16 protein-coding genes, 1 tRNA gene and 1 pseudogene are annotated in these 20,420 nt (G+C 60.8%); 4 read left to right on the top strand and 14 right to left on the bottom strand.

Features of this window, described 5'->3' with window-relative positions; genetic code table 11:
* Positions 1 to 3: 3 nt before the first annotated feature.
* Positions 4 to 1,152 carry a rod shape-determining protein RodA gene (rodA, locus tag GSQ77_RS05620; protein WP_158899893.1) on the top strand — a complete coding sequence of 383 codons (1,149 nt, stop codon included), beginning with the start codon at positions 4 to 6 and terminating at the stop codon, positions 1,150 to 1,152.
* 151 nt (positions 1,153 to 1,303) lie between these two features.
* Here the strand turns inward: rodA and GSQ77_RS05615 are convergent, their stop codons facing one another.
* The 13 genes and pseudogenes from GSQ77_RS05615 to def all read right to left on the bottom strand — a co-directional run bounded on the left by GSQ77_RS05615 (position 1,304) and on the right by def (position 13,838).
* On the bottom strand, positions 1,304 to 2,092 hold the full coding sequence (locus tag GSQ77_RS05615) for a tetratricopeptide repeat protein (RefSeq protein WP_254067458.1): 789 nt from the start codon (positions 2,090 to 2,092) through the stop codon (positions 1,304 to 1,306).
* Between the two features lie 486 nt (positions 2,093 to 2,578).
* Entirely contained in the window at positions 2,579 to 3,034 is a 456-nt protein-coding gene (gene queD, locus GSQ77_RS05610) for a 6-carboxytetrahydropterin synthase QueD (protein ID WP_158899891.1), read from the bottom strand.
* Positions 3,035 to 3,053: 19 nt separating this feature from the next.
* Positions 3,054 to 3,686 (bottom strand): 7-carboxy-7-deazaguanine synthase, encoded by a 633-nt coding sequence (queE, locus tag GSQ77_RS05605; protein ID WP_158899889.1) that lies wholly within the window; start codon positions 3,684 to 3,686, stop codon positions 3,054 to 3,056.
* A gap of 107 nt (positions 3,687 to 3,793) precedes the next feature.
* A pseudogene (queC, locus tag GSQ77_RS05600) lies at positions 3,794 to 4,510 on the bottom strand (7-cyano-7-deazaguanine synthase QueC); the annotation flags it as partial.
* A 269-nt stretch (positions 4,511 to 4,779) separates the two neighbouring features.
* Positions 4,780 to 4,855 (bottom strand) — tRNA-Phe (locus GSQ77_RS05595).
* 80 nt (positions 4,856 to 4,935) lie between these two features.
* A complete protein-coding gene (gene esaR, locus GSQ77_RS05590) occupies positions 4,936 to 5,625 on the bottom strand; it encodes a response regulator transcription factor EsaR (protein WP_158899885.1) in 690 nt (229 codons plus the stop codon).
* Complete coding sequence (locus tag GSQ77_RS05585) at positions 5,626 to 8,010, bottom strand: PAS domain-containing sensor histidine kinase (protein ID WP_216854858.1); 2,385 nt, start codon at positions 8,008 to 8,010, stop codon at positions 5,626 to 5,628.
* A complete protein-coding gene (locus GSQ77_RS05580; RefSeq protein ID WP_158899883.1) occupies positions 8,000 to 8,599 on the bottom strand; it encodes a DUF4390 domain-containing protein in 600 nt (199 codons plus the stop codon). The genes GSQ77_RS05585 and GSQ77_RS05580 overlap by 11 nt, the downstream gene beginning before the upstream one ends.
* Entirely contained in the window at positions 8,596 to 10,089 is a 1,494-nt protein-coding gene (gene rsmB / locus GSQ77_RS05575; protein ID WP_158899881.1) for a 16S rRNA (cytosine(967)-C(5))-methyltransferase RsmB, read from the bottom strand. Before rsmB ends, GSQ77_RS05580 begins: the two co-directional genes overlap by 4 nt.
* Positions 10,090 to 10,341: 252 nt before the next feature.
* On the bottom strand, positions 10,342 to 11,184 hold the full coding sequence (gene htpX, locus GSQ77_RS05570) for a zinc metalloprotease HtpX (protein ID WP_158899879.1): 843 nt from the start codon (positions 11,182 to 11,184) through the stop codon (positions 10,342 to 10,344).
* A 243-nt stretch (positions 11,185 to 11,427) separates the two neighbouring features.
* On the bottom strand, positions 11,428 to 12,066 hold the full coding sequence (locus GSQ77_RS05565) for a LysE family translocator (protein ID WP_158899877.1): 639 nt from the start codon (positions 12,064 to 12,066) through the stop codon (positions 11,428 to 11,430).
* 200 nt (positions 12,067 to 12,266) lie between these two features.
* The gene (fmt, locus tag GSQ77_RS05560) at positions 12,267 to 13,244 is read right to left on the bottom strand and encodes a methionyl-tRNA formyltransferase (RefSeq protein WP_158899875.1); all 978 of its coding nucleotides are present in this window, start codon (positions 13,242 to 13,244) and stop codon (positions 12,267 to 12,269) included.
* A 90-nt stretch (positions 13,245 to 13,334) separates the two neighbouring features.
* Positions 13,335 to 13,838: a peptide deformylase gene (gene def, locus GSQ77_RS05555; protein WP_158899873.1), complete on the bottom strand. Its 504-nt coding sequence runs from the start codon at positions 13,836 to 13,838 to the stop codon at positions 13,335 to 13,337.
* Positions 13,839 to 14,357: 519 nt separating this feature from the next.
* Here def and dprA point away from each other — a divergent pair.
* The 3 genes from dprA to GSQ77_RS05540 all read left to right on the top strand — a co-directional run bounded on the left by dprA (position 14,358) and on the right by GSQ77_RS05540 (position 18,817).
* Positions 14,358 to 15,476 (top strand): DNA-processing protein DprA, encoded by a 1,119-nt coding sequence (gene dprA / locus GSQ77_RS05550; RefSeq protein WP_158900474.1) that lies wholly within the window; start codon positions 14,358 to 14,360, stop codon positions 15,474 to 15,476.
* 156 nt (positions 15,477 to 15,632) lie between these two features.
* Positions 15,633 to 16,037, top strand: coding sequence for a thioredoxin domain-containing protein (locus GSQ77_RS05545; RefSeq protein WP_158899871.1), 405 nt, complete (start codon positions 15,633 to 15,635; stop codon positions 16,035 to 16,037).
* Between the two features lie 71 nt (positions 16,038 to 16,108).
* A complete protein-coding gene (locus GSQ77_RS05540; protein WP_158899869.1) occupies positions 16,109 to 18,817 on the top strand; it encodes a DNA topoisomerase III in 2,709 nt (902 codons plus the stop codon).
* A gap of 127 nt (positions 18,818 to 18,944) precedes the next feature.
* Here GSQ77_RS05540 and GSQ77_RS05535 read toward each other — a convergent pair whose 3' ends face one another.
* Positions 18,945 to 20,129 carry a LysR family transcriptional regulator gene (locus GSQ77_RS05535; protein ID WP_158899867.1) on the bottom strand — a complete coding sequence of 395 codons (1,185 nt, stop codon included), beginning with the start codon at positions 20,127 to 20,129 and terminating at the stop codon, positions 18,945 to 18,947.
* Positions 20,130 to 20,420: the final 291 nt, after the last annotated feature.

The following is a 20,420-nucleotide window of genomic DNA, read 5'->3' as shown; positions in this document are numbered from 1 at the left end:
GTCATGACTATCGACTCGCGCGCCTGGCTAAGCCGTATCAGGAACCTGTTCGTCGGCTTCGACAAACCGCTAGCGCTGTTCGTATTCTTGTTGCTCAGCGTGGGCATCGTGACGCTGTACAGCGCCAGTATCGACATGCCGGGCCGCGTGCAGGACCAACTGCGCAATATCGTGCTGACCTTCGTGCTGATGTGGGCCATCGCCAACGTGCCGCCGCAAACGCTGATGCGTTTTGCCGTGCCGCTCTATACGTTTGGGGTGGCGCTGCTGGTCGCCGTCGCACTATTCGGCCTGACCCGCAAGGGGGCACGCCGCTGGATCAATGTCGGCGTGGTCATCCAGCCATCCGAGATCATGAAGATCGCGATGCCACTCATGCTGGCTTGGTACTACCAACGCCGCGAGGGCCTGGTGCGCTGGTACGATTACCTGATCGGCCTGCTTTTGCTGGCGGTCCCCGTAGGTTTGATCGCGAAACAGCCGGACCTTGGCACGGCCGTGCTGGTGCTGGCCGCGGGCCTCTTCGTGATTTATTTTGCGGGACTGAGTTTTAAACTGATATTGCCCGTGCTGCTGGCGGCTTCGATTGCGGTGGGTTCGGTGGTCGTATTCGAAGATAAGATTTGCCAGCCCGCAGTGCAGTGGCCGATGATGCACGACTATCAAAAGCATCGCATCTGCACCTTGCTGAATCCGGAGTCCGACCCGCTCGGCCAGGGTTTTCACACGATCCAGGCGGTGATAGCGATAGGCTCCGGCGGCACGACGGGCAAAGGCTGGCTTAAAGGCACCCAGGCCCACCTCGATTTCATTCCCGAAAAGCACACCGACTTTATCTTTGCGGTTTTCGCCGAAGAATTCGGACTCGTGGGGGAAATCGTATTGGTGTTGCTCTATCTGGCGGTGATCGTACGCGGCCTTTACGTGGCCGCGAATGGCTCGTCGCTATTCGGACGCTTGATTGCCGGATCGGTCAGCATGACGCTATTCACTTACGCGTTCGTCAATATGGGGATGGTCAGCGGGATACTGCCGGTGGTCGGCGTGCCGCTGCCTTTCATGAGCTATGGCGGCACTGCACTGTCCACGCTGGGCGTGGCGATCGGCATCATCATGAGCGTGGCACGGCAAAAGCGGCTCATGCAAAGTTAGCGCGTCGCCAACGCGTTATGGCGACGCTGTGCGACGCGTTATACCGAGAATACGGCGCCGCTTCATAGTGGCGCTTCAGAACGCAGCTTCAAAGTCCCGCTTCAAAGCTTCACTTCAAAGCCCCACTCCACGCCGTCATTTTGCAACGCTGCTACAGCGGCTTTGGGTTCTCGGCAGGCGCTGCGCCAGGGGTGCCATTTTGCTGACCTTGAGAATGCTCGCGCGCCAGCTCCTGCGACAACTCCCTGAATTTGCCCAGCCCCGCCGGATCGCCCTGAGCACCGGCTTCCGCATACCAGAAGCGCGCGATATTCAGATTTTTCTCCACGCCGCCCCGGCCGAATTCATAGTAGCTGCCCACCACGTACTGCGACGTCAGGTCGCCAGCCTGCGCGGCCAGTTTGTACCAGTGGAACGCTTGCGCATCGTCACGCGGCGCGCCGCGTCCGATAAAAAACTGGTTGGCCAACGCGACCTCAGCCAGCACATGACCTTGAGCCGCCGCCAGCAAATACCAGCGGTGCGCCTCGGCGGCATCGCGCGGTACTTCAGTGCCGTCGTCGAACAAACGGCCATACGCATACTGCGCGTGCGCCATGCCGGCCTCGGCCGAGCGTTTCAACCATACTTTGGCGGTATCCAGATCGGCCGGGCCACCCTCGCCGTTGAGCATCATCATCGCGTAGTTGAATTCCGCGAGACGGTCACCCTTCTCGGCCTGCTCCTTGAATTCTGAGCGCGCTACCGGGTAGTTTCCGGCATCGTAATCGGCGATCGCTTCCTTGGTTTTAGGACTCGACTTTGCGACGTCCTGACCGGCTTGGGCCTGTGCGGCAAATGTGCCTACGCCCAGCATCGCGCACACCAGCGCAAACCGACCCAAGCTACATCGAGCCCTACGTGGCGCACGCACAAGCGCCGCAGATGGGTTGAACTTCATCGAAACGTCTCCTGCAAGGTCTGCCGCCCGTTGGCGTCACACCGGATGATGTGCGCTGCAGTTGCAGCCGACAGAAAAGTGAAAAGCGGTTGAAAGCGCTTGAGCAAGCCCGTGCTATCAAAGCCATCCGGCGCACGCGCCGGGCTAAGCGGCGCGGCGAACGCAACACTGGGTAGCGCTGGGTAGCGCAGACATGACTTGCATTAGTCGCGCAACGCCGCAAATCCTGACAACCGGATCGCGCCCTTTTGCACTTGCTCTCAACACTCGGAAATCATACCGCGACATTAAGCCGGCCGTGCAACGCCCCGCTGGACGCACCCACGGGCGACGAGCCGGGTGCGGAGCAAGCGCTGGGCCTCGTGGGACGCGTTCGACGCGATGTTGGAGTGGGCATTGAGGAAGCCCCTTCGGGAATCCGATGAAACCCGGATAGGAGACGCTTCCTGTCGGACTCTCAGTTAGCTTGCCGCTAGAGCGCGGGGCTCATTTTGCAGCCGGCCGCTCGATATCGGCCCAGCAATTGGGCGTTTCATAAAGCCGCAAGTGTTTCAATCGCAGATCGACACCGTAATGGGCGTCATACACGCCGCACAAGATCCGAAACGCCGTAGCGGCAAGGTTTTCCACTGTAGGAATACAGTCGAGCACCACGGTCTTGTGGTCCGGCAGCGTTTCCAGAAACTCGCGCACCGCCGTGTCGCCCTGGTAAACGATAAAAGCATGATCCCACTTGCCGATCAGGTGCTCCATCGCCAATGCTTTCACATCGGCAAAATCCATCACCATGCCGCGATCCGGCGCGCCCTCGACGTCGACCAACTCGCCTTCGAGGGTGATTTCGATCACATAACGATGCCCGTGCAAGTTGCGGCACTGGCTACGGTGATCAGGGATGCGGTGACCTGCATCGAATTCAAGTTTGCGGGTTATTTTAAGCACAGCGTGGGCCTGCTACGGGTCAGGGAATATTCAGGTATTTATGGGTTTGCATCGACAACCGCCACTGCGGATGCCGCTTGCACCAGTCGATCGCCAAGCGCGTGTTGAACTCACGCGCCGGGCCGTCCATCGGCTGGATCAGGAAATAATCGAAGGCCAGTTGCGCGTATTCTTCGAGCCGCTGGTTGGTCTGCGGCACCACCACTTTCAATTCATGGCCGCGCTTCACCACCAGCTCGGCGTCGGCCTTGGGGCTGACACAGATCCAGTCGATGCCGTCCGGTACGGGCAAGGTGCCATTGGTTTCGATGGCGATCACGAAGCCTTGCGCGTGCAGCGCGTCGATCAGTGCAGCATCGAGTTGCAGCAGCGGCTCGCCGCCCGTGCACACGACGAAACGGTGCCCCCAGCCCTCGGGCCACAGCGCCGCGACCTGCTGTGCCAATTCGGCGGCGCTGCGATATTTGCCGCCGTTCTCGCCATCGGTGCCGACAAAATCGGTATCGCAAAACTGGCAAACGGCGCTGGCCCTATCGTCTTCACGCCCGCTCCACAGGTTGCAGCCGGCGAACCGGCAGAACACGGCAGGGCGTCCGGCATTCGCACCTTCGCCTTGCAGCGTGTAGAAAATTTCCTTGACGGCGTAGGTCATGGCGCACGAGCGGACGCGTGGTCCGCTTTGGTTTGCGCTTCGGCTTGTGCTTTGGTTTGCGCCTCGGCTTGTGCCTGCACCTGCGCTTCATGCTGCAATAGCTGCGCCACCGTCAGTCCGGCTCGATACGCCTGATAGCCACGACGGCGCAACTGGCAAGCCGGGCATGCGCCGCAGCCATGCCCCCAGTCGTGCAGCTCACCGCGCTCGCCCAGATAACAGGTGTGGGTTTGTTCGCGCACCATGTCCAGCAGATCGGCTCCGCCCAGCGTTTCAGCTAGCGTCCAGGTGGCCGCCTTGTCGATCCACATCAGCGGCGTTTCGAGTGCGAAGCGGCTATCCATGCCGAGATTGAGCGCCACTTGCAGCGCCTTGATGGTGTCGTCGCGGCAATCCGGATAGCCGGAGAAATCGGTTTCGCACATGCCGCCCACGATCACTTGCAGCCCACGCCGGTACGCGATGGCTGCGGCAAATGTCAGGAACATCAAATTGCGGCCCGGCACGAAGGTGTTCGGCAAGCCGCTCGCGTTCGTTTCGATTGCGATGTCGCGGGTCATGGCGGTGTCGCTGATTGCGCCCAGCACGCCGAGGTCGAGCAAGTGGTCTTCGCCGAGACGGTCGCGCCATTGGGGGAAGCGCGCGCGCAACTGCTCACGAAAGCCTACACGACAGCTCAGCTCGATACGATGCCGTTGCCCGTAGTCAAAGCCCAGCGTTTCGACGCGGCTATAGCGTTCAAGCGCCCATGCAAGGCATGTGGCGGAATCCTGCCCACCTGAAAACAGCACCAAGGCGCTGTCGTGCGCGACTGTCCGGTTCACCGCGGTTTGCTCCTGCTGCATACGCCCGGCCGGTCGGCTCGGACTCGATTGGATCTGAAGAATTCGTCTGGACGATGCGGTCTCGATTAGGGTGGTGGAGCTGCCACCCAACTTACGACCGCATTTAGGGGAAGCAGCAAACCGACACCTTTGTCAAGCATAACCCGCGGCGATGCTAACGTCGGTGTAAAAAAAATGCCCCGCTTTCGCGAGGCATTTTTTCTTCAACCCCGCGCAAGCATATCGCTTTGCGTGGGACTTTATCTAGTTGGTGGCCTGGGGCGGAATCGAACCACCGACACAAGGATTTTCAATCCTCTGCTCTACCGACTGAGCTACCGGGCCACAAGAGAGCGAAAGTATATCAAACGACGGCCCGAAGCTCAAGCACCATCTTGCCAGCAGTTAAAACTATTCGGTAAAAGCTATTCGCTTTTGTTCTTGCCCAATTCGACGCCCAACTGCTTGAGCTTGCGATACAGATGCGTGCGCTCAAGCCCGGTACGTTCAGCCACGCGTGTCATGCTGCCGTTCTCGCGTGCCAGGTGATATTCGAAATAAGCGCGCTCGAACGCATCGCGCGCGTCGCGCAGTGGGATATCGAACGAGATCGACGCGCTTTGTCCGGCCATGAAAGCACCGGGAATCGCACCGTCAGCCGGCAGCGCACCTGCAGCGACGGTAGCACCTGCCATCAGTGCAGGGCTCACGTTGATCGCGGCTACATGATTGACCGGTGTCATCGGCTGACCTGCGCGCGCGAGCCCTTGCTCGACCGCTTTGAGCAGCTTTTGCAACGCGATCGGCTTTTCCAGAAAATTAAGCGCGCCGATTTTGGTTGCTTCCACTGCAGTGTCGATCGTCGCATGCCCCGACATCATGATGACCGGCATCGTCAGTTGACCTTGAGCGGCCCACTCCTTGAGCAGGGTCACGCCATCGGTATCGGGCATCCAGATATCGAGCAACACCAGATCGGGCGTCAATCGCAATCGATAGTCGCGAGCCTGCTGCGCATTCTCGGCAACTTCGACTGCGTGCCCCTCATCGCTCAGAATTTCCGAGAGCAATTCCCGGATACCCATTTCATCATCTACCACCAGGATGGTTGCCATTTACGCTACCTTTGTCTGCGCACTGCTTTGCGCCTTTGCATGCTCTGTTGCATCGGCCGACGGCACGGTATCTTGCGCCAACTGTAAAAACAAAATCGAAATCTGTGCGCCACCACCGTCGGCCGTGGACTTATCACGGTTACGGATATCGATGCGCGCGCCATGCTCATCCACGATCTTCTTCACGGTGGCCAGCCCCAAACCGGTGCCCTTGGCCTTGGTCGTTACATACGGCTCGAAGGCCCGTGTCAGAATTCTTGCCGGAAAGCCCGCACCGTTATCGGAGACCGTCATGCGAACCGCGATCGGTGTTTTCCCGTCCGCATCCGGGTCTCCGTATTCTACTGTCTTAGTCTCCAGCAAAACGCTAGGGTTCGGTTGATCGGCCACCGCATCCTGAGCATTTTGTAATAGATTATGTATCACCTGCCGCAATTGAGTCGGATCTCCCTTGATAATCGGCAGCGTGCCCAACTCGACACGGATCGGGCCGCGCCCTTCGTCAATGCCGTATAAGGTCAGCACCTCAGCCACCAACTCGTTCAACTGCAAATTCTGCAACACCGCCGGCGGCGTGCGCGCGTATTCGCGAAAGTCGTCGACCATGCGCTTCATCGCCGCCACCTGATTGACGATGGTGGTCGCGCCACGCTTGAGGAATTCCGCGTCAGGCGGCGTCAGCTTGGCGGCCAACTTCATCTGCAAACGCTCAGCCGACAACTGGATCGGCGTGAGCGGATTCTTGATTTCGTGCGCCAGCCGCCGCGCCACTTCGCCCCAGGCCACCGAACGCTGCGCCGAAATCACATCCGAGATATCGTCGAACACCACCACATACCCTGCTAACGATACGTCTTCCTGCGCCTGTACTTCGCCTTCGGCACTGGTGCCCACCTTGGCGGTACGCAACAACCGGGTGCCACGCACGAGCAAAGTCACGGGCTCGCTTTCACCGGCTACCGGCACTTCGATCTGCCGCTGCCAATGGCCGCGATCGCCGCGCCCGCCCCGGTTGGCTGCATCACGATCGGCAAACGCCTTTTTCACCAACGCGCCGAATTCGCTCAATACCTCGATATTATCTAGCGGCATATTCAAGCTTGCTTCGAACGGTTGACGAAAAATCCGCTCGGCACCGGGGTTCGCCGTCGTCAGCCTGAACTGCCGATCGAACACAAACACGCCCGCCGTCAAATTCGCCAACACGCTTTCGAGGTAGGACTTGGAATTTTCCAGCGCGACCCGATTACCTTCAACCGCCGCTCTTGCCTCCGAAAGCTGACGCGTCATCGCATTAAACGATTTGGTCAAAAAGCCCAATTCGTCGTTGCTCTTGATTTCGCCTTTGGGCGTGTAATCGCCGCGCGCCACCTCCATCGTGCCCTGCGCCAGCAGAAAGAGCGGCCGCGCCAACTGATTGCCCAGCAGCAGCGCAAGCAGCATGGCAATAAAGGTAGCAAGGAACAGCGCCAATGTCAGCGTGCCGATATACATTTTGCGCAAGCCGGTGCGCCCTAACGCCTTTTCCTGGTACTCGCGATAGGCGCGCTGCACCGCCTCGGCATTGCGCGCCAATGCAGGCGACACCGGCTGGGTGATCTGCAAAAAACGATCTTCATTTTGCAATGTGCTGCCGTCGTAGCCGGCCGGGATGCGCACCACGACCCGCAGCCGCAATGCGCCTTGCGCGGAACCCGCACCGCCATCGCCGTCGAGCTCGCCCTCGATCGCCGCATAACCACGCCCGCGCGCTTGTTGCAACATAAGCGAGGTCGGCAAATCGTCGGGAACCAGAGTCGCGAAATCGGACGAAGCCTGCGATAGCACGCGCCCGGCCGACGACACAATGGTGGCCTCCTGCACCCCGAACTGGTCGCGCAATCGCAGCAAGGTCAGGCTTGAGTTGGGATTGTCGCTCGACGCCAACTGATCGGCCATTGCTCGGCCTTTGTTCTGCAAATCGTTCAACGAGCTGTCGAGCATGCCGCGCCCAAGGTTCAGGCCCGATTCGAGCGCGGTTTCGACGTTCACATCGAACCACGACTCGATACTGCGCGACACGAACTGCAACGACACCAGATAGATGATCCCGCCCGGCAACACGCCGACCAGCGCAAAGAATATGGCCAGCTTCGCCAATAGCCGAGTGCCGAAACGACCCTCGCGCACACGCGCGATGATCACCCAGATCAGCACGCCGACGAGCAGCATGAACACCAATGCGACCACGACGTTGGCGGCGTAGAGCCACGAATAGTAGCGATCGAAAAATTCGGTGTTGGCGCTCGCGGTGGCCAGCAGTGCGAGCAGCAGCAGCGCGGTGAGCCCCACTGTGCCGACCAGCAGGCGCATCAGGAAGAGTTTTAAGTCGGCTCTACTTGGCATGGTCGCTCACCTCGAATGGGAAGCGCTTCCATTCGGACGCGAGGTTCCAGTCGCGGTTATTCACCGCGTCGATCTGGAACGGCTTGGGCATCAGCGCAGTGTCGAGCAGCATGCGCACCGAAGCCGTGTAGGTTTCGCCCGTTTGTACCTGACCACGATCGATCACATGCCATGACGTGACATGCTTGATGACGTTCAACGCCTCTCTGAGTGAATTGAATCCGAGCTGCAAGCCGCCACTCGACACACGGTATTCCCGCGTGAGCGGTTGGAACGACAAGCGTATGCTTTGCGAGATATGCACAGTCGGTTCATCGAACCAATACCAGCGCGGCCGGGTTAGCTCGAAGGTGGTAGTGAAATAAAGCGGGATGCCTTTGTTGACGACATCTTCAAGGCTGCTATTAAGCTCGAAGTCGAAGCGCGCATCGAGATTCCAGCCGCCCACGCTGTCGGCTTCAAGCGACGCCTGCTGGATCGCGATCGTTTCGGCGTGAGCCGGCGCGCTCATGCATAGCAGCAGCGCAGCCCAGAGACTGACCAGCAGCCTGAGCCGGAATTCGCGATAGAAGAAGCGTCGAAATGTCACCGTTTTTGAAATCGCGCGTAAAAGAATCCGTCATGGTTAGCGTCCCGCTGCGTTCCCGGCACGGCGGCCGAAGGCAGCAACTGGCCGGGTGCGTCCAATCGTACCGCATCTTGTTGAACGCTTTCAAACCATTGTGCCTGTAGCTCGCCTTCCTCGGGAAAGATTGAACAGGTGACATAGAGTAATTCGCCGCCCTTGGCCAGCAGTGGCCACAATGCCAGCACGATGCGCCGTTGCAACGCGACCAGCGGCGCGATGTCGGTCGCACGGCGTAGCCAGCGAATATCGGGGTGGCGCCGCACGATGCCCGATGCCGAACACGGCACGTCGGCCAGGATCCGGTCGAACGGTATCCCATCCCACCACGTCGAGGGGTCGCCGGCGTCGCCGATTTGCACCTGCGCCTGCAAACCGAGCCGGCTCAAATTTTCGTCGATGCGCCGCGAGCGTACGGCGTCGCTTTCCAGTGCCACCAGTTCGATCTCGGCCAGTTCCAGCAAATGGCCGCTCTTGCCGCCGGGCGCCGCGCATGCGTCGAGCACCCGCATGCCGTCGCGCACTTCGAGCAATACGGCCGCCCGTTGCGCGCCTGCGTCCTGCACGGAGACTACGCCATCGGCAAAGCCGGGCAGCCGATCGACCGGCACCGCCTGCAGCAATTGCACGGCGCTCGGACCGACCACGACGCACGGCAGGTGGGCCTGTTCGAGACGCGCCTGATAGGCCTCCATGGTACTTTTGCGTTGGTTCACTCGCAAGGTCAACGGGCCCTGCACGCGATCGGCATCGAGCACCGCTTGCCATTGTTCGGGCCATGCCTTGCGCACTGCGTTTATCCACCAGTGCGGCGCGTTCCAGCGCGCTACGGGGTCGCGCATCGCCTCGGCGAGCAAAGTTTCACGCTGCCGCAGAAAATTGCGTAATACCGCGTTGACCAAGCCTTTGGCGAAGTTGAATTCACGCCGCGCGCCGATCGCGCTGACCGCCTGGTCGACCACGGTGAACGGCGCGTAGGCGGCGTTTTCAGGCGCGTCGGCCAGCAAGGCCAGCGCACAAGTCAGCAGGTTCGCGACATGCGGGGGCGGAGCCTTTGCCACCAGCGTGGTGGCGAGCGCATCGGCCAAGCCGAGCGCGCGTAGCGTGCGGTACGCGATGTCCTGGGTGGCCCCACGTGCAAGCGGTGCGGCCTGCGTTGCGATAATCGAGGCAAGTGCGGCCGGCAAAGCTGCGCCGGCGCGCACGGCGCCAATCACCTGGGCTGCGCCGTCAAGTGCGAACGCCAAGGAGTCGTGGGCAAGCGGCGGCGGTGGGAAACGGATCGCGTCGGTGTCGACCTGGGCGGCGGCTGCGCCCGAAGGCTTGCGTTCCGAGCGCCCCGGTGCGCCTGACGGACGTCGCCCGGGAGCAGAAGATCCAGGCGCGCCAGCATTTTGGCGAGCACTGCGAGGCGAGCGCTCACCCGCATGCGAGGAAGGCGATTTTTTATTCATCAACAGGCCTGCGGCGAGCGCGGGTAAAGCGTGGCACGCACTGTCGCGAGCCCTGCGGCTGCAGCGGCACTGCGTGTCATGCGGGTGAACAGGCATGGGCCGCCTGATGCGACTGCGGCTACGGCGGCGGCTGTGACCCGAAAACGGCGTATTGTAACGCGCCGCCGGAACCCACGCGTGCATCGGGTCATGCGAGCGGGTGCGCCCTCACTTATTTGTCTCCTTATTTGCCTTCAGGCGAGCGCGGCCGGATCAGCGCGCCAGCGCCATTAGACGCGCGATGCGCTCCTCGACCGGCGGATGGGTAGAAAACAGGTTCGCGATGCCCCCACCGGACAGTGGGTTGACGATCATCATTTGCGCCGTGGCCGGGTGAGCCTGCGCCGTGTCGAACGGCACGGCTTGCCCGAAGCGATGGATTTTTTCGAGCGCCATCGCAAGCGCCGCCGGGTCCCCTGAAATTTGCGCGCCGCCACGGTCAGCTTCGAATTCGCGGGCGCGCGAGATCGCCATCTGGATCAAGGCGGCCGCAACGGGCGCCAGCAGTGCCACCGCAATCGATGCAATCGGATTGGCCGGCCGCCCTTGCTCGTCGCGGCCGCCGAAGAACAGCGCGAAGTTCGCCATGGCCGATACCGCACCGGCCATCGTCGCCGAAACCGTCGAGATCAGGATGTCGCGGTGCTGAACGTGCGCCAACTCGTGCGAGATGACGCCGCGCACTTCGCGATCCGACAACATCCGCAACAAACCGGTGGTGGCCGCTACGGCCGCATGCTCCGGATTACGCCCGGTGGCAAACGCATTCGGCGCAGCTTCGTCGATGAGGTACACGCGCGGCATCGGCAAGCCCGCGCGCTGCGCCAGCTCCTGCACCATCCGGTAGAACTGCGGCGCGTTGCTCGCGTCGACCGGCTGCGCGTTATACATGCGCAGCACCATCGAATCGGAAAACCAATAAGCGAAGAAATTAGTGCCCAGCGCGAATAGGAGTGCCAGCAGCATCCCGCGCTGGCCGCCGATCAAACCGCCGATCACCACAAACAAGGCGGCTATGGCCGCCATCAGCATGGCTGTCTTGACACCGTTCCACATCGTTTGCCCCTTCTCTCAAAACGCCGCGCCGAGCCGATGGCTCAGACGCGCCGAATATTACAAAAACCTTTCGGCATCGATTAGATAGAGGCGGATCGGGGAAATTCAATAGCTGCGGTGAACATCCACATTTCCGCTGAAATATAGGAGCAGAAGCCGCAGCCGATATCTGCCATCGCGGCTTCGAACGTTCGGCTCACGATTGCCCACCCTCGCGCACGGACTCCCGTGCGCAAGCCCCTACTAACGGTGGGCGGTTGCGAGGCGGATGCCCAGCCCGATAAAGGCGCTCCCGACCACCCGGTCAATCCAGCGGCGCAGCGAGGGTTTTTGGCCAATGCGACGCGTGACCGTGCCGGCGATCCACGCAACGAGGCTGTTCCAGATCGTGCTCATCAGCACAAACACGCCGCCCAGTACCAGGAAAGCGAGCGTCTTGTGGGCACTCCCGACACTGACAAACTGCGGGAAGAAAGATACGAAAAACAGCACCACCTTGGGATTGAGCACGTTGGTCCAGAAGCCCTGTACGAATAGCGCACGCAGTGGCCGCGGCGTCAGAGGACCGGTCGCCGGCAACGTTTTTTCCTGCGCGGCGCGCTTGATCAGCAACATCGCGCCAAGATAGATCAGATAAATCGCGCCCACCAGCTTGACTACCGTGAAGGCGGTCGCCGAAGCGGCCAGCAGGGCGGTCAAGCCAAACGCGCAGGCCAGCGAATGCACGCAGCAGCCGGCGGAAATGCCCAACGCCGAAACCAGACCCGCGCCGCGCCCCTGGGCGAGACTGCGGCCGACGATATATGCGGTGTCAGGCCCCGGCGTTGCGTTGAGCAACATCACGGCAACGAGGAAAAACCAGAATTGGGTAATACCGAACATCGACGGATCCTCAGCGCGCTGAGCCGCGCAATGGGTGAAATTTTTGCCGCGGCGCGCCAGTCAGAAGCCCGCGCCGGGCTTTGTCGATTCTAACGTGCCGGGCTGGATCGCGTCATCAGCATGACGCCGGGCCCTCGATTTTTTTGCTCCGGTTTTTGCTTGAGTTCGAGCCCTGCATTCGCAGTCTTTACGACCACGCGTTAGCTTGCCACCTCGAAGTAATGCCCGGCACTCAGTGCGAAACCAGCGACAAATTCTCGCGTAGTGAGCCGCTTTCCACCCGGTTTCTGCCATTGCGTGATACGCAGGGCGCCCTCACCGCATGCCACCGTCACACCTTCGGGCAACACTTCAACCACGGTCCCCGGCGGCACCGAAGGCGTGATCGCCAGCGGCTGCGCGAACCAGATTTTCAACGTCATGCCGGCCAAACTCGCCGAAGCCCCCGGAAAGGGATCGAACGCACGGATGCGTCGCGCCAGCACGTCGGCAGGCAAACGCCAATCGATATGCGCTTCGTCTTTGCTGATTTTTTCCGCGTAGGTCAGGCCTTCCGCAGGTTGCGGCGTCGCCGGCAAACTGCCCTGTTCAGCCAGACGCTGCAAGCTTCCCACCGCCAACTCGGCACCGGCGGCGGCCAATTTGTCGAGCAAGCTGGCGGAGGTTTCCTCGGCGGCTATCGGCACCACCACGCGGCTGATCATCGGCCCCGTGTCCAGGCCCGCCTCCATCTGCATCAGTGTGATGCCGGTTTCGCTGTCACCAGCTTCAATGGCCCGCTGTATCGGCGCCGCACCGCGCCAGCGCGGCAACAGCGATGCATGGATATTGATGCAGCCGTGCGGTGCAATGTCCAACACTTCCTGCGGCAACAGCAAGCCGTAAGCCGCCACCACCATCACGTCGTGCGGGGTTGCCTGCAACAGTTCGATCGCCTCGGCCGCCTGCTCCGGATACTTGCCGGCTCGGCGCAACGACGGCGGCTGCGCCACGAGCAAACCCTGATCGAGCGCGAATCGCTTCACCGGGCTAGGTGTGAGCTTCATGCCGCGGCCTGCAGGCCGATCCGGTTGCGTCAGCACCAGCGGCACCGTGAATCCGGCGGCGTGGATCGCGGCCAGCGCGTGCGCGGCGAACTGGGGCGTTCCGGCAAAAATGACACGCAAGGAATTCGACATGAGCAAGAGCACCCGCAGAGCTAATTGATTGAGCCCGATGGCTCGGGGTGGTGCGCGCAAACCGAGGTGGCCGCGCGCGGCGAGAAGCCGTTACATCGCCGTGGCGAGTTTTTTCATCTTGGTCTTGATACGCGTCTGCTTGAGCGGCGATAAGTATTCCACGAACACCTTGCCCAACAGATGATCCATCTCGTGCTGGATGCATACGGCGAGCAGCCCATCGGCGTCGAACTCGACCTTCTCGCCTTTTTCGTTCAAAGCCCGCACGCGTATGCGCTCGGCACGCTCGACGTTGTCGTAAATACCGGGAACCGATAGGCACCCCTCTTCCGAAAGCTCGCGTGCCTCGCTGGCCCAGACGATCTCTGGATTGATCAGCGCCATCAGTTCGTCATGCGTTTCGGAAATGTCGATCACGATGACGCACTCGTGTACATCGACTTGCGTGGCAGCCAAGCCTATACCCGGCGCTGCGTACATGGTTTCGCCCATATCCCGCACCAACTGGCGAATTCGTTCGTCGACCTGTGTCACCGGCTGCGCGACCTTATACAGGCGGCGATCGGGGTAGGTCAGTATGTTTAGTAATGCCATGGCAATCTTGGACCTTGATTTACGTTACCGAGTCACAGTTTTACGTGACCTTGCTGTGTCGGCTTGCTGTGCTTGCCGTGCTGGCTCGCTGTGCCAGCTCTGCGCACCGGCTTTTCTGCCGGCGCACGGCATGGGCGATTCGTCAGGCTTATCCGAACGGCATGGCCCTACCCGAACGGCTGACTGGCGGCCCGATGGCGCGCGATACACAATTCAACCGACATGCTTGCTGCGTCGGTTGCGGGCAGTACCGCCCCTGGCTGCACCCGGTAACCGCGACGATGTCTGCGGCGGTAGCCACTACTATCGCCGCGACTACCCAGGTGGCGTTCGGGATTTTGCACCGGACTCGTGCGCAAGACTCATGCGCCAAACCTATGCGCCGTTGCCAGCGACCGTTCGGAACCCGTCGTGCAAGGCGTGTAACCGAAATGAAATTTTAGCATAAGGGGCTTATTCGGCGAGGCTGCCTGCCCATGCGGCGCGCCCGTGCCCCCAATTTTCAAGGCCGCTTTATCTATGCATACCTTGCCGCTCGCGCACCCCGAATTGACCGCGTGGCTAAGACTGACCGCGACACAACACGTATCGCGCCGTGCGGCACGCGCGTGGCTGGCGGCCTTCGGTCTGCCTCAGCAGATTTTGGCCGCCGGCCATGCCGCGCTGGCAGAGGTAGCGGGGGCTGCCGCTGCGACGGCGTTGCTGAAGCAGCCCGGGTCAGAATTAGCCAAACAGCATGCGATGGTGCTCGACTGGCTTGCCCAGCCGGGCAATCAGGTGGTAACGCTAGCTGACCCCGCTTACCCGCGCACATTGCTCGAGGGGGGCGACCCACCGCTGCTGCTCTATGCAAAGGGCCGGCTCGATCTGCTGCACGCGCCCGCGCTGGCTATCGTAGGCAGTCGTCACGCGAGCCCGCAGGGGCTGGCCACCGCACGGGCATTCGCCAGCGAACTCGGGGCGGCGGGGCTGACGATCATTTCCGGCCTCGCGCTCGGTATCGACGCCGCGGCTCACGAGGGCGCGCTCGACACGTCCGGTGGCACGGTGGCCGTGATCGGCACGGGTGCCGATCTGGTTTACCCTGCACGCCATCATGCATTGGCCCAGCGGCTCGCGCAGCACGGTACGTTGATCTCGGAATGGCCGTTGGGCACGCCCGCGCGCAAAGCGCATTTCCCACAGCGCAACCGTTTGATCGCCGGCCTCGCACGCGGTGTATTCGTGGTCGAAGCCGCATCGCAATCCGGTTCGCTCATCACCGCGCGCTTGGCGGGCGAGATGGGCCGCGACGTATACGCGATGCCCGGGTCGATCCACTCGGCGTTGACCAAAGGGTGCCACCGGCTAATTAAAGATGGGGCAAAACTGGTCGAATCGGTCGCCGATATTCTTGAGGAGTTGGGGCCGCCCGTGCCAGTGTGCCAAAAAACCACCGCCCCTGCGGTTTTCAGCGGCGATGCCCTGGCGGCGCTGAGCGCTCTCGGCCACGACCGCGCAGCACCCGATTTGCTCGCCAAGCGCACCGGCTTGAGCGCATCGCGCCTGCAAGCGGCCCTGCTGGAGCTGGAATTAGGCGGCGCCATTGCACCTTTGCCATGCGGGCGAGTCGAACCGTTCGCAGGTGGAGTGCCGTGACATAAAGCGCTACCCTAGCACCAACAATTCGCCGCTATAACCACGCTCTCTAATTAGGAAGCGTGAGCCCGATAAAAGATTCGTGTTACATTCCCGCCGAATACAGCCGTCGATGCGATGCCTTTGCGAGACGGCCGCCGCAAGGATTTTTTGTGTATGCCCGCGCTTAATTTAGATACCGACGCAGCCGTTATTGCCACGCACTTGAGCCGACCCGATATGGCGTTGGTGGCCTGTCTGTGCGCGCAGTGGTGTGGTACTTGCCGCGATTACCAGATCGCATTCGATCAATTGGCCGATGTCCATCCCGAGAGTTGTTTTGTCTGGATCGATATCGAGACTCATGCCGACCAACTGGACGAATTCGATTTTGATGTCGAGAATTTTCCGACTATCTTGATCGAGGATCCCACGGCCCGGCGATTTTTTGGTACGGTTTTGCCGCAGGCGCGAATTGTCGAAAGAATGCTTAGCGACCTGACGATGTTGCCGGCCGCTCATGGCGCTCCACTGCTGCGCAAACAGCTGGCAGGCGTTGCCACTACTCCGGCTCAAGGGTAAGTCCGCGTTTTGCGAACTTACATATAGTTGAATAACCGCATTAAACCCAGGTCATCACCAGATCAACTCTCATGTCCAAAGCCCTGATCATCGCCGAAAAGCCATCCGTCGCGAATGACATCGTGCGCTCGCTCGGCGGCTTCACCAAGCATGACGAGTATTTCGAAAACGACGACTACATCGTCTCGTCGGCAGTGGGCCACCTGCTGGAAATCGCGGCGCCCGAAGAATACGACGTCAAGCGCGGCAAATGGAGCTTCGCCCATCTGCCTGTGATCCCGCCGCACTTCGACTTGAATCCGATCGCCAAGACCGAAACGCGGCTGCGGGTGCTGACGCGGCTGATCAAGCGCAAGGATGTCACGCAACTGATCAACGCCTGCGACGCCGGGCGCGAAGGCGAACTGATTTTTCGCTACATCGCGCAACATGCCAAGGCCAAGCAGCCGGTGCAGCGCCTGTGGCTGCAATCGATGACGCCGGCGGCTATTCGCGACGGCTTCGCCAAGCTGCGCAGCGACGAAGACATGCAACCGCTGGCCGATGCCGCGCGCTGCCGCTCCGAAGCCGATTGGCTGGTGGGCATCAACGGCACGCGCGCGATGACCGCGTTCAACAGCAAGGGCGGGGGCTTTTTCCTGACGACCGTCGGCCGCGTGCAAACGCCGACGTTGTCGATCGTGGTCGAGCGCGAAGAAAAAATTCGCCGCTTCGTGCCACGCGACTACTGGGAAGTGAAAGCCGATTTCGTTTGCGCCGCGGGATTCTACGAAGGCCGCTGGTACGATCCGGCATTCAAGAAAACCGACGTCGATGCCGAGCAACGCGATTCACGCCTGTGGAGCGTTGCCGCCGCCGAATCGGTGGTGGCTGCATGCCGCGGCAAGCCCGGCAACGTCACCGAAGAATCCAAGCCATCGTCGCAACTCTCGCCGCTACTGTTCGATTTGACCAGCCTGCAGCGCGAAGCGAACGGCCGCTTTGGCTTCTCCGCGAAAAACACGCTGGGCCTGGCTCAAGCGCTATATGAACGGCACAAGGTACTCACTTATCCGCGTACCGATTCGCGCGCTTTGCCGGAAGATTATCTCGATGCAGTGCGCGGTACGCTCGAGATGCTCAAGGAAAGCGACAACTACCTGCCGCACGCGAAGCAGGTTCTCGACAAGGGCTGGGTCAAGCCGAACAAACGCATCTTCGACAACTCGAAGATCAGCGATCACTTCGCTATCATCCCCACCCTGCAAGCGCCGAAGAACCTCTCGGAGCCCGAACAGAAACTGTATGACCTGGTGGTCAAGCGCTTCCTCGCCGTATTTTTCCCCGCGGCCGAATATCAGTTGACGACGCGCGTGACCGAGGTGGTCGGCCATCGCTTCAAGACCGAGGGCAAGGTTCTCGTCAATCCGGGCTGGCTGCAAGTGTATGGCCGCGAAGCCCAGGGCGAGGATGCCAACCTCGTGCCGGTCGACAAGAACGAAAAGGTCAAGACCGAAAGCATCGCAGCACACGGCCTCACGACCAAACCGCCCGCGCGCTACAACGAAGCGACGCTGCTGTCGGCGATGGAAGGCGCCGGCAAGCTGGTCGAAGACGAAGATTTGCGCGAAGCGATGGCCGGCAAAGGTTTGGGCACGCCAGCGACGCGCGCCGCCATCATCGAAGGGCTGCTCGCAGAGAAATACCTGCTGCGCGAAGGCCGCGAGATGATTCCGACTGCCAAGGCGTTTCAATTGATGACGCTGCTGCGCGGGTTGCGCGTGGAAGAACTGACCGCGCCCGAGCTGACGGGCGGTTGGGAACATAAGCTCGCCCAGATGGAGCGCGGCAATTTGGCGCGCGCTGACTTCATGCGCGAAATCGCGCAGATGACACAGACCATCGTCAAGCGCGCCAAGGAATACGATTCGGACACCATCCCCGGCGACTATGCGACGCTTGCCACGCCATGCCCGAATTGCGGCGGCCAGGTGAAGGAAAATTACCGCCGCTTTGCGTGCACGAAGTGCGACTTTTCTATCACCAAAATTCCGGGCAGCCGGCAATTTGAAATTCCGGAAGCCGAGGAGCTGCTTTCGCAGAAAACCATCGGCCCGCTGTCGGGGTTCCGCAGCAAGATGGGCCGGCCGTTCTCGGCCATTCTCAAACTGAGCTTCGATGACGAGATCAAGAATTACAAGCTCGAATTCGACTTCGGCCAGGATCAGAACGACGAAAACGGCGAGCCGCCCGATTTCTCCGATCAGGAATCGGTCGGGGCGTGTCCGAAATGCGGCGGCCGCGTGTATGAACACGGCATGAGCTATCTCTGCGAAAACTCCGTTGCCAACCCGAAGACCTGCGACTTCCGCTCCGGCAAGGTGATCTTGCAGCAGGAAATGACCCGCGAACAGATGAGCAAGCTGCTGACCGGAGGCCGCACCGATCTGCTGACCGGCTTCAAGTCGTCGCGCACCGGACGCAATTTCAAGGCGTTCCTGGTCAAGCAGCCCGATGGCAAGATCGGCTTCGAATTCGAGAAGAAAGAGCCGTCGGCTAAGTCGATCGCGGCGGCGGCGGCGAAGGCAGCCAAAGCAGGTGCCAAGGGTGAAGAAGGCGATGACGACGACGACGGCAACCAAGCGGCCGTAGCACGCTCAAGCGCCCGAGCACCGGCTAAGAAAGCGGCGCCTGTTGCCAAAGCAGCAGCCAAAAAAGCGCCCAAGCCAGCAGCCAAGAAAGTGGCGGCGAAAAAAGTCGCTGCCAAGAAGGTTGCCGCTAAGAAAACGGCGTCCGCCTGATCAATCGCGGCTGCTCAGCAGTCAAAAAAAATGCCCCGTTCACAAGACGGGGCATTTTATTTTTACCTTGGTGCGGGTTTCATCGCCTATCTCGCACCAAGTGGCAGACGCGCCTTACCGCTCGCCACTACGCGGGCGTCGCGGCCGCCCTGCGCAACCCCGTCACCGGCTTCTTGCCGGAGCGTACGGGCCCACTGACCAGCGACGACGGCATCGCGTCGAGCGCATCGACTGACAGTGCTCGCGGCGACTCATCCAACCCGTCGAAGGGCACCGGATACTCGAACGCGGCTGCTGCGGCCGCGGCAGCCGAAGCCGCAGCACGGTCACGAGGCGTAGCCAAATTGGCTTCTTCCACGGGTGCCGCGGCGACCGACGCACGCGTGCCATCCTTGAGCCATTGTTCACCCAGCATGCCGTTCGGAGTCTTGCTGAAATGCTCAACCAAGTGATCGATAAAAGTACGCACCTTGGCCGGCAAGTGACGGCGGCTCGGATAGGCGATGTTCACCTCGACCGGCGGCAACTGGAAATCCGGCAATAGGCGCACCAGCTTGCCGCGGGCCATGTCGCGCCCGATCAAATAACTCGGCAGTATCGAAATACCCGCGCCGTGCAGCGTCATTTGTCGCAGCATTTCGGTATTGTTGGCACGCATCAGGTTATGCAGGCGCACGCGCACCTCTCCTTGCGGACCGGCGAAAACGCGCTCGTCACCCCAGAACTCCGCCGGCAGGCTTAGGTGCGGGTGTTCCAGGAGCTGCTCGGGCACGAGCGGCGTGCCATGCTCCTCGAGGTAATCGGGGGTTGCGCACACCACCATGCAGCCCGTGGTCAGACGGCGCGACACGATGCTCGCGCTGCGCACGAAACGCGCAATCACGATGCCGACGTCGAAACCCTCTTCAACCAGATCCACCTCACGGTCAACCAGACTGACATCGGGCACCACCAGCGGATACTTCTTCATGTAGTCGTTGATCACGGGCGCCAAGTTATGCAACCCGAACACCACCGGCGCGGCGATGCGCAAGGTTCCCACGGGATCGTGGGTGCGCTCCAGCACCATCTGCTCGACATCCTCGAGCTCGTCGATAATGACGCGCACCTTCTCCAGGTACACCTGGCCCGATTCGGTCAGCGACAAACTGCGCGTTGTGCGGTTCATCAGCCGCGTACCCAGCCTGCTTTCGAGATCGGCGACATGGCGGGTGACTACGGCATTGGATATATCCAGTTGCGTTGCAGCCTTGGCGAAACTACCTAAATCGGCCACTTTGACGAACACGCGCATCGACTGTAAATGATCCATCTGGGAACTCCTCAAAACGTAGCGTCTTCTTTGCTAAGCTCAAATGCTGCAAAGAAGCAATAGTGAGATTCTCCTACGTTCAGCAAATTCCTGCTCGATGCGGCCCGATCCACGCCCTTTAGCCAACTATGGCCGATTTTATATTTCTGCTCATTACGTGGGCATCGAAAACCAATCAAAAATGCTGCTATGCGGCGTTTTTTCTGCAGATTATTGCCAAAAACAGAGCAAAAACCACTTTGTGAGTTAGTCCAATGTCAAGTCGACAAAAAAAACATGCCACCGCGATGG

The sequence above is a fragment of the Burkholderia sp. L27(2015) genome (assembly GCF_009765705.1).
Taxonomy (GTDB): Bacteria; Pseudomonadota; Gammaproteobacteria; order Burkholderiales; family Burkholderiaceae; genus LMUX01.
This window is presented reverse-complemented; position numbering and strand designations above follow the sequence as displayed.